Origin of the sequence: Parabacteroides sp. AF48-14, from assembly GCF_003477465.1 — a bacterium.
GTDB classification, from domain to species: Bacteria; Bacteroidota; Bacteroidia; order Bacteroidales; family Tannerellaceae; genus Parabacteroides; species Parabacteroides acidifaciens.
Map to the genome: position 1 here is coordinate 139,152 of NZ_QUDI01000006.1, position 10,329 is coordinate 149,480.

Here is a 10,329-nt window from a genome sequence, read left to right on the forward strand (position 1 = left end):
GTGTGTAAATAGGTGTGTTTTTACATATCTCTGTATATTAGTGTTATATATACGTTTTGTTCGGATGTGTAGCAAATAAAAGGATTATATTATAATAATGTACGATAGGTGTAATAACTGAAAAACAGTCTTTTTTAATTGCTTAAATATGTATATATTTAGGAATATAATGATGGAAAGAATGATATAAAACGGAATTAATCCGACCGGTTGATAGGGGTTGGATACTTTTTCGGAACCGGTGCTTGTTTTAATTTTTTGTTAACTTTGTTCAATCAATAAATGCAGCGTTATATGAAACAACCGTCTGAACAATCATTATGGGAAATACTGGAAGGTATAACTGAAAACCTGAAGCATAAACGTCTGGCAGATGTGTTCCGTTTTGTTTCTTTCCGGCCGTTTGATACGTTTGGCCCGCACAAGCACTTGCGTATCGAGATCAACTATGTGAAGAAGGGGAATTGTATCCTGCACTTGGAAAATGAGAGTATCAGTTTTAGTGAGAATGAGATGATGGTGATCTGTTCCAATGTCGAGCATACGTTTGAAGCGGGTTCGGAGGAAACGACTCTGATGCAGCTTGAATTTCTGCCTGAAGTTTTTTCTCGCTTCAATTCTCATGAGCAGGAACCGGCAAATGAATTGACGCCGGTCATGATCTTTTCAGAGGAGAACCGGTTGATTAAGATCGTCAATAATGTCCGTATCATGCGTGCCGTACAGTGCATCGTGAACGAAATGAATCAGAAGAGTAAGTATTATCAATATCTGGTAGTCATGTATTATGCCGAATTGCTGATTCTGATTTACCGTTATCTGGATGAAGCTTATCTTCCGATTTGTGCAAATGATTCGTTAAAAAGGGCTATTTTATATATCCGCCAGAATTATCAGTCCGATATCACGATCAGTGATGTGGCTTCCCGGACAGGGATAGGGGAGCGTTATCTGCGTAAGCTATTTTCCCGGTATCTTAATCTTTCTCCTTTGGACTATCTAAATCAAATACGGATTAACAAGGCCATAGAGTTGTTGCGGAATACGGAGATGTCTGTTAAAGAGGTTTGCTTTGCCTGTGGTTTCCAGTCTCCTCAATACTTTTCCCGTATCTTTAAGCGGCAAATGGGGATTTCTCCGCGTGAAGTGACAAAATAGCCAGAGCCGTTTTGTCTACTTATTCCTCTTTTGTGTTCCTTGTTGCATAAATAACAGGGTTCTTCCTGGTCGTTTGTTCCTTTCCATGGACTTTATCTTTGTAAACAGAAAAACAAACAAAAAGGCTTTATTATTTTTGGAGGTAATTAAACAAGACAAATGAAACACATAAAGACAACATTATTCGCTATCGGTTGCAGCTTTCTGCTTTCCGTTCCAACGACTTTTGCTAAGGCTGAAAGGCTTCCGGATGAGGCGTCCTATCCCGTCCTGCAAGAATTGGCCGGAGTCAAAACCCCCGCTATCCTGTTAAGCGGAACCTGGCAGTTCCGTTATTCCCCGGATAGCAAATGGACCCCTATACAGGTACCGGGAGAACCGGCCATGCAGGGATATGCCATTGAACATGACAAGCCGTTTATATACCGGAAGTCGTTCATCGTTCCGGCTGATTATGCCGGTAAACATACGATCCTGCGTTTCGACGGTGTCTACAGCCACGCCCGTCTTTTCGTGAACGGTACTTTTGTCCGTGAACATCATGGAGGCTTTACCCGCTGGGAAACGGATATAACAACTTTTGTCCGTCCTGGAAAAAAGAATGAGATACGCCTGGAGGTAACGGATCGGATAGACGATATTTCGTATGCATCCGGTTATGCACACCATCGATCGGAGGAATCTTGCGCGATGTGACCTTGTTCGCTTTGCCTGAAACCTGCCTGTACGACTTCTATGCGGAAACGCATCTCGATACGGCCTTTCAGGATGCTGTCTTGAAGGTCGGCTATGTCGCTCTCGAGCCGGATGGAGTGGAAGTCTCTTATACACTGACCGCTCCTGACGGGAAAACATATCCGTTATCCCGATCCTTATTTCCCTTAAAAAAGGGTGAGAATATAAACGAACTAACAGTGGAGCGTCCTTTGAAATGGGATGCCGAACATCCGAGCCTCTATAAACTGGCTGTCAGCTTGCGAAAAGACGGGAAAGAGATTGGCAGCTTTGAACGCCGTATCGGTTTCCGTGACGTGAAGATCGAGAAAGACCGTATGCTGGTGAACGGTATGCCTGTCAAATTGAGGGGCGCTTGCCGCCATGATATCCATCCGACGTTAGGGCGTACGACTACAGCAGAGCTGGATAGTCTCGATGTGATCTTGTTTAAGCGTTCTAATATGAATTTTGTTCGTACCTCGCATTATCCTCCTACGGAGCGTTTTCTGGAATATTGCGATCGCTATGGCATCTATGTAGAGAGTGAAACCGCCGTATGTTTTGTCGACACTTACCGTCAGAAAAATTATGCGCCGGGTAGGACGCAGGATAGTGTAGAGTTTGCTCCCCGTTACCTGTCGCAATGTCGTGAGATGGTGAAATCATTCCGTTCCCATCCCTCCATTCTCTTTTGGTCTATCGGAAATGAAAGCGTCTATGGTGCCAATTTCCAGCAGTCCTGGGACTGGGTGAAGGCGACGGATAAGACTCGTCCTGTCATTTTCAGTTATCCCGGATCGGTAGGAGAGAAAAAGCCGGTCTACGATATTCTGAGTATGCACTATCAGGATGTAAACGGTAACCTGAATCAGTGGAACCGCACGACTCAAGGCTTTCAGGGAGAAGGGATACCTGCCCTGTTCGATGAGTGGGCGCATCCGGCCTGTTACACGTATGAGACCTTACAGGAAGATCCGAATATCCGTGAGTTCTGGGGGCATTCTCTCGAGAAGATGTGGAGTGGCTTGTTTGAAGCTCCCGGTGGTCTGGGAGGTGCCATTTGGGGATATGTGGATGAAACTTTTATGCTTCCTGAACCGAAAGTCGGTACTGCATTCTGGAAAGAGTTTGCCCATACCGCCAAGCCGGAGGATTATCAGGGGAAATGTGTCGGCTATGGCGAATGGGGAATTGTGGATATCTGGCGCCGTGAGAAACCGGAGTTCTGGGCCACCAAGAAAGCCTATTCCCCGGTTCGCCTGATGGTGACCGAAATCCCCTCTTTTACCTCCGGCCAGCGTTTATTCCTTCCTGTTTATAACCGTTTTGATCATACCGATCTGAACGAGATACGGATACGTTATACCTATAAAGGTTTAGAAAAAGAGCTTGCCGCTCCTTCCGTCGCTCCTCATCAAAAGGGACTCTTGGTAATCCCTGCCGAGGCTTGGGAAAAGGGAGAGCCCTTGCTGGTTCGTTTCTATACGGCAACCGGTGAATTGCTGGATGCCGAGCAGGTATCGTTAGGCGGTGATTCGTATGGGGATGTCTCGCAGCAGATGTCTCCCGTATCCGCCCAATTGCAGGTAGAAGAGACACCCGGACAGATTTGTGTAAAAGGTATGGACTTCGAGATTCCGTTCTCCAAAGAAACCGGTCTGATCTGTAACGCTACATCCAAAGGGCAGGTTTTTATCGAGAAAGGCCCGTTCCTGCATCTCGATATCAACCTGAACCACCTGACCGGAGCGGAAGTTCGCAAAAGCGCCCGAAAGTTTCTGACTTCGGATAACGACTGGAAGAAACAGAGCTTTACTTATACCAGAAAAGAGGGAACTGTGGAAGTCGCTCTCGCTGGTTCGTATAAGGACGTGTTAACGGATATTCTGATCCGGATATCCCCTCATGGTGAGATGAATGTCAGTTATACGGTAGTGGGACAGCCGAATGGCTATCTTCGTGAAACCGGTTTGTCTTTCTATCTGCCCGAATGCCTGGATTATCTGCAATGGCAGCGTGAAGGTATGTGGAGCTATTATCCTGAAGATGCTTTTGCCGGTAATACGGGGAAAACATCTCTTTATAATCCGAAGTCAGTACAATATGGCGAGAATCCCGGTCAACCCTGGTCGTCTGATACGCATAACTACTATTATTGGGCAGATGCGGGTGCCAACTGTGACCGCCCATTAACCCAAATGGCAAAGGGCATGAAAGAAAATATCTATCGCTATACACTTTCCTCTACGGGCGAAAAGGTTGGGCTTACGGTTTGCTCACCGGATGCTTCGCTGGCTTGCCGCGCCTCTAAAAGGGGTGACGGACAGTTGATGTTTTACATTAATAATCGCTGGGATTACCCGGAAATAGCCTGGGGAAATTATTGTAAGACGCAGGAGGCTGTGCCTTGTTATGGTGAGATGAAGATTGTGTTTTGAAAAGTTTCAAAAGTAATATCATGGCACGCTGATGACATTAATAGAGCGGATGATTACAGATTGTGTCAGCGTGCATGATTGCAGCAATGTTGCTACTTAATCCCCAACTTAGCCTTAGTAGCCTTTGGTATTGCATCCTTATGAACCATCACATAGATGGTTTTAGCGCGGACGAAGCTTTCGGACATATTGAGGTAGCCGCCGAACTTGTTGCGGTCGGTGCCCCATGAGTTCTTGGTGATGTAGTATTTTGTGCCGTTCTGGTCCTTGGTGATACCGGTCACATGCATTAGGTGGTCGTCGGTTGTCACGAACGATTCGAAGCCTGCCTGGCGTACTTCCGGAGTCACGTTGATTTCCGGATAAGGATGTTCGAACTTGAAGACCTCTTCCAGGCGTTCCTTCTCGCCTAATTTCTCGAAACGGGCGCGGTCCGTACCGGATAAATCTTCCACTTTCTTCACTTCCGGATTAATGGCGACACCGTTCGTGAAAGAGAAACCCTTCTCGCTTACGTCACCGTCCCAGCAGACCGTATAGCCGTTGTTCAGGGCATAGTCCACCGTTTCCATCATCTCGTCGAGCGGCAGGTTGTACATCAGGGAATGTTCCCAATTGTCGGGCACTTCCACGTCGAACTTCACATAGTACGGATGGTGCGTGAAACTTGTCAGTTCGATATAATCGTCCATATTCAGCCTAATGATTCGGCAAACGACTTCGGCGTATATTCCTTTCCCTTGTAGGTGAACTTTTCCGGCAGCTTGCCTAAATAGGTGTCGAACAGGTTTTCGATCAGCTTGTCATATTCCGGGCTGCGTTGTTTCGCCTTGACAGCCACGTCGGCGAGAGCATGCATGAAACGAACCATTTCGCCGTGGTTATGCCGGTCCGAATCGTAGTTGATACCCGTGTAAACCTCTTCCGGAACGATCCCAACCTGGCGGTATGCATTCATAAAGGTATGCGAGAGGCTGCCTTGTCCGATGTTCCCTTCCCCGCGACGCAGGTAGTTGTCCTGCAACTGGTTCATATATTTCTGGCGGACAATGAACATCTCCGAAAGATCGTACGTCCCCTTACCCATACGGAGCAGCTCCGATTCCATAAACGAAGTAGTGGCAAAACACCAACAGGTGCCTGTTGCTGCCTGGTTCTTTACCGGAGTAGCGGGAACCTTCACCACCTCTGTAAACTGATACCCCTGGCCAAACATCGCCGAAGCAGAAAGCGCCAGTACACAAGATAAAATAAGTCTTTTCATGATATATAATTTAATTTTCAATTTTCAATTCTCAATTCTCAAAATCCTCTCGCAAACATCCCCCAGAACTCGTCCGCCATCTCCTGCCAGCGAAGGATCGTAGCCCCTGCGAAGTCCGCCGTGTAGCCGGTCAGGAATGCGCGTGCAGCCTCTTCCCCTTTCGTGCCCTGTAACTCTTTGTAGCGGCTTTCCACGAAAGGCAGTTCGGACAGCCCTTTCTCCTCGAAATGAGCGACTGCTCCGTTGATTTTGTCTTTCGTTAATCCCCAACGGACTGTTGCCAACTTGTTAGCCGTCCGGTATTTCCATACGATGGCATCTTCCCTGTGGCGGTGTTGTCCGCATATACCGAAAGAAACAGGAAGCTGCGTTGTCCCGGCAAAGATCGGAATACGCGGACTCTGTCCCGGATTGTCGAACGACAGCCAGGCGACGCCGCCCACTGCATCCGGCAGCCAACTACGAAGCTGTATCACATGCGAGTAAGAACATTGCGGGACAGCCACCAGGCGATTGCGTGTCACCGTTCCTTCCTTCACACTGTTCAGCATATTCAGCATATCCGTTCCCATCCAGGGATTGGCAGCCGGACTGACAATCGTATCCATTTCTTTTGTTTCCCGGTTTCTGACAGCCACTTTCAGGTTTTTCGTCATATCCCAGTCCGTTCCTTCATATGTCTGCCGGAGCAAGGCCATCACATCCGAAACGGCAACCGGTTTGTCAGGCTTTACGCTGATCGGAAGCTCTTCCGAGTCGTACGACAGGTTGAGCGAAGGAGCAAGCGCATTCAGGATGAAATACTCGCGGACACTGAACGATTTCAGTTCTCCGAAATAGTTGCTTCCGCTATAGGCCTTCCAGAACTTAAACGGCTCCTTGCGTCCCAGAATCCCATCTTTTTAGCCACCGAGAATACATTATCGGAAGCCATATAGTTGTCCTTGTCTTTCAGGTCGAGCGTCGAGATACGCGAGATATTGGCCGATACCCCCACATGGTCGTCCGGGATGCGGACTGCCGCCCATACGCCCCCGATCTTATCCGGCCCTTCGCCGAACACTTCGAAATGCCACACCTCGTTGGGGTCGGCAATCGTCAGGCATTCTCCGGAATCCCCGTATCCATACTCGGCAACCAATTGGCCGATTAACCGGATCGCTTCACGTGCCGTCGTGCAACGTTGCAAAGCTATCTTTTCCAACTCTTCGATCATGAACATGCCTTTTTCGTTCTGCATCTCCTTACGTCCGGAGATAGTCGTTTCGCCTATCCCTAACTGCTTCTCGTTGAGGCAAGGGTAGGAGGTGTTCAGGAACTGATACGTCGAACGGGCTTCCGGAATTGTCCCCTTCAACTCCACATTCGTGCGGTCGGCAGGGTATTCGGTGTGCATGCGTCCGTTGTAGATTTGGGCTGTCGTGTCGCGGTCATACCGGGCAGCCGGGACGATCTCCATCCACGTACGGTAGTTTCCGTCGCACGTGTGGCTCGTCATCACCGAACCATCGGCTGAGGCTTTCTTGCCGACCATGATGCTTGTACAACTTTCGGGAGTATTGACCGGCCGGGAGTATTCGATTTCCTGGGCCAGCAGGTTACAACAGTAACAGATAAAGGCGATCGTAAGGATAAAAAGTCTATTCATGAGTTTTGTTCTTTTGTTCAGCGGCTAAAGATATAAATTTTATATATATTTGCCCAATAATATTACAAGCCATGAGAAAACTAATTTATTTAAGCACATTACTACTTCTATTCGTGTTGCCTGCGATGGCACAACAACCTTTGTTCCCGACGCCGGCAAAGGTACAGAACGGCAAAGGTTCGTTCACCATTGGAAAGAATCTCCAGATACAAGGAAATGGCGGATACGCCGATAAATTGGCTGCCGCCCTGCCGGTCGAGTTGAAAGACGCCGGTATGCAATCATCGCCTGCTAATGGGACGATCCGTCTGGAGCTGATCCCGGATCAGAAGATGGCCGATGAAGCCTATACGCTCGTTGTTGAACCCGGCAGTATCCTGTTGCAAGCCTCTTCCGAATCCGGACTGTTCTATGCCAAGGAAGCCCTGTTGCAACTCTCCCGTTTCGGTAAAGGCAGTGTACGCGCCTGCAAGATACAGGATCAGCCGCGTTACGGCTGGCGCGGTTTCATGCTCGACGAAAGCCGCCACTTCTTCGGGAAAGAGAAAGTGAAACAATATCTGGACATCATGGCGTCTCTCCGTCTGAACGTCTTCCACTGGCATCTGACCGACGAACCGGGCTGGCGTATCGAGATCAAACGTTACCCGAAGCTGACCAGCGTAGGCGCTATCGGCAACTGGCATGATCCGAAAGCTCCGGCACAGTTCTACACCCAGGACGAGATTAAAGAAATTGTGGCCTATGCCGCCGACCGCCAGATTATGGTAGTTCCCGAATTCGATATGCCGGGACATGCCACCTCCGTCAGCCGCGCTTATCCCGAAGTATCGGGCGGCGGTGAAGGTAAATGGAATGGCTTTACTTTCCATCCCTGCAAGGATGAAACGTTCGAGTTTATCAGTAACGTACTCGACGAGATCGTAGCTCTTTTCCCGTCTCCCTATATCCATATCGGAGGTGACGAAGTCCATTACGGTAACCAGAGCTGGTTCACCGATCCCGAAATCCAGCAGTTCATCAAAGACAAGAACTTGGGCAACGAAGTCGGCCTGGAACACTACTTCATCCGCCGTGCCGCCGACATCGTAGCCTCCAAAGGCAAGACAATGATCGGTTGGGATGAAATGATCGACGCCGGCGTTTCACCTGACAAAGCTGTTATCATGTGGTGGCGCCACGACCGCAAACATCAGTTGGTGAAAGCTCTCGAAAACGGCTACCGTGTGATTATGACTCCGCGCCGTCCGTTCTATGCCGACTTCATCCAGTACGGCGCTCATAAGGTGGGCCGTGTATGGGGTGGTTACAACACGGTCGAGGATATCTGCCGTTTCCCGGAAACCATTATCCACCTGACACGCGATTACGAAGACCAGTTGATGGGCCTCCAGTTCTCCCTCTGGACCGAACGTGTAGCCGATGCCAAGCGTCTGGACTTTATGACTTTCCCCCGTCTGGTCGCCGTAGCCGAATCCGCTTGGACCCCGGCCAAGTCAAAGGAATGCAGCCTCTTCATGCAGAAGCTTCCTTACTTTCTGCAATACCTCGATACCAAAGGCATCTACTATTTCAACCCCTTCGCCCCCGACACCACTCCCGAACCCGGTGCACCGGACAAGGAGGATGAGTTGAAGAATGGGTAAGGTTTCTGTAAAAAAAAGTGTATCTTTGCATTAGACGTAACAGAAAGACAAGAAAGGAAGACAGAATGGATCCGAATGTAAGAAATAAAGTGGAATATATCATTGCCGTTATAAGTGAGTTTGCCGCGGCCCATTCACTTAACACATTACAGGCATATCGCTATTTGGAGAGATTCAAAGGCCTCGATTTTGTGAACCGTTTCTATAATGTGGAGCATACACTCTCGTTTGAAGACGTAATAGAAGACCTTACAGCCTATTGCCACAGGAAAGGGGGAGCGTTGGTATGATTCTGTATCATGGCTCTAATACAGACATCGCCGAGATAGACCTTGCAATCTCTAAGGTCGGCAAGGATTTTGGATGCGGTTTCTACCTTTCGGCAGATAAGGGACAGGCCTTGGAGTTGGCTGTCAGAAAAACCGAACAATTGGGAATTGGAGCACCTACGCTGAACACTTACAAATTTGACGAGAACAGTTTGCGTGATATGGGTTTGTCTGTACTCGAATTTCAGGAATACAGCAAAGAATGGGCAGAGTTTGTATTGATGAATCGCCGGAATCGTACACGTACACCTTCGCATAGTTATGATATCGTTATCGGTCCCATAGCAAATGATTCAGTTGGCTTTCAGATACGTCGTCTTACATCCGGACTGATAGAGATGGACAAGTTTCTTGAAGAACTTAAATATATGAAAGGTGTGACTATGCAGTACTTCTTCGGTACTCCAAAATCTGTCCATTATTTAACTAAAGTAAGTGAGGTATGACCAAAGAATCATTCATGATAGAGGAGATTTCCAAGGAAATTGTGTTGCTGCTTATGGAGGAACATCAGATGGATATGAATGAGGCTCTCAAGGCACTCTATACCTCGGATACATATACTCGGCTTATTAATCTTGAAACGGGACTGTATGCCCAAAGTACAGCCTATGTGTATGAATATCTTGAAAAAGAACTGGCAACAGGGAAAATGGTGTAACGGGCTCCTACATTCCCTTCCAGTTCTTGGCTGGAGAATATATTTTTCAAATGTTTCGTAATAACGCTTTTCTCTTTTCTAAAACAATTCTGCAATCTGTGCCTGTGTCAGTCAGACCGTAAGGTTTTCATAAAGAAAATCCCCCTATTTTGCCCCTTTTTTGGCTCACCCGATATTTCTGGGGGGGGAACTTCATTCACTTTCTTGGAATATCTATCGCTACTATAACAGGCTTGTACAGGCTTGGAAGTTGATACGAAAGCGAAGTTGTTACATCTGTATTTCGGTAAAAGCTGATAATACACCTGCATTTACGGTCTAAAAGCTCCGAAAATTCAATATTTATAAAAATAGATTGTTTTTTATTTGTTTACGTCAAATATAAGGCCTTCCTTTGTCACGTAAGCAAAGAAATATATAGATTTATGCTTATCCATTTAAATCAAGACCCTTTGAAAAAAGGATAGT

General features: G+C 47.5%; 5 protein-coding genes and 3 pseudogenes. 6 read left to right on the forward strand and 2 right to left on the reverse strand.

Annotation, left to right across the window (positions count from 1 at the left end; genetic code table 11):
• Positions 1–294 precede the first annotated feature (294 nt).
• Complete coding sequence (locus DW083_RS04555) at positions 295–1,158, forward strand: helix-turn-helix domain-containing protein (protein ID WP_199659141.1); 864 nt, start codon at positions 295–297, stop codon at positions 1,156–1,158.
• 159 nt (positions 1,159–1,317) lie between these two features.
• Positions 1,318–4,313: pseudogene (locus DW083_RS04560) on the forward strand (glycoside hydrolase family 2 TIM barrel-domain containing protein).
• 92 nt (positions 4,314–4,405) lie between these two features.
• On the opposite strand, the pseudogene DW083_RS04565 reads toward DW083_RS04560, so the two are convergent.
• Both DW083_RS04565 and DW083_RS04570 read right to left on the reverse strand, forming a co-directional pair.
• Positions 4,406–5,577: pseudogene (locus DW083_RS04565) on the reverse strand (aminopeptidase C).
• 38 nt (positions 5,578–5,615) lie between these two features.
• Positions 5,616–7,225, reverse strand: a pseudogene (locus tag DW083_RS04570) (dipeptidase).
• Positions 7,226–7,296: 71 nt separating this feature from the next.
• On the opposite strand from DW083_RS04570, the gene DW083_RS04575 reads away from it, so the two are divergent.
• The 4 genes from DW083_RS04575 (at position 7,297) to DW083_RS04590 (ending at position 9,861) form a co-directional block, all read left to right on the forward strand.
• Positions 7,297–8,871 (forward strand): beta-N-acetylhexosaminidase, encoded by a 1,575-nt coding sequence (locus tag DW083_RS04575; RefSeq protein WP_115498399.1) that lies wholly within the window; start codon positions 7,297–7,299, stop codon positions 8,869–8,871.
• A 65-nt stretch (positions 8,872–8,936) separates the two neighbouring features.
• A complete protein-coding gene (locus DW083_RS04580) occupies positions 8,937–9,161 on the forward strand; it encodes a DUF3791 domain-containing protein (protein ID WP_115498398.1) in 225 nt (74 codons plus the stop codon).
• Entirely contained in the window at positions 9,158–9,646 is a 489-nt protein-coding gene (locus DW083_RS04585) for a DUF3990 domain-containing protein (RefSeq protein WP_122331589.1), read from the forward strand. The genes DW083_RS04580 and DW083_RS04585 overlap by 4 nt, the downstream gene beginning before the upstream one ends.
• Entirely contained in the window at positions 9,643–9,861 is a 219-nt protein-coding gene (locus DW083_RS04590) for a hypothetical protein (protein ID WP_115498396.1), read from the forward strand. Before DW083_RS04585 ends, DW083_RS04590 begins: the two co-directional genes overlap by 4 nt.
• Positions 9,862–10,329: the final 468 nt, after the last annotated feature.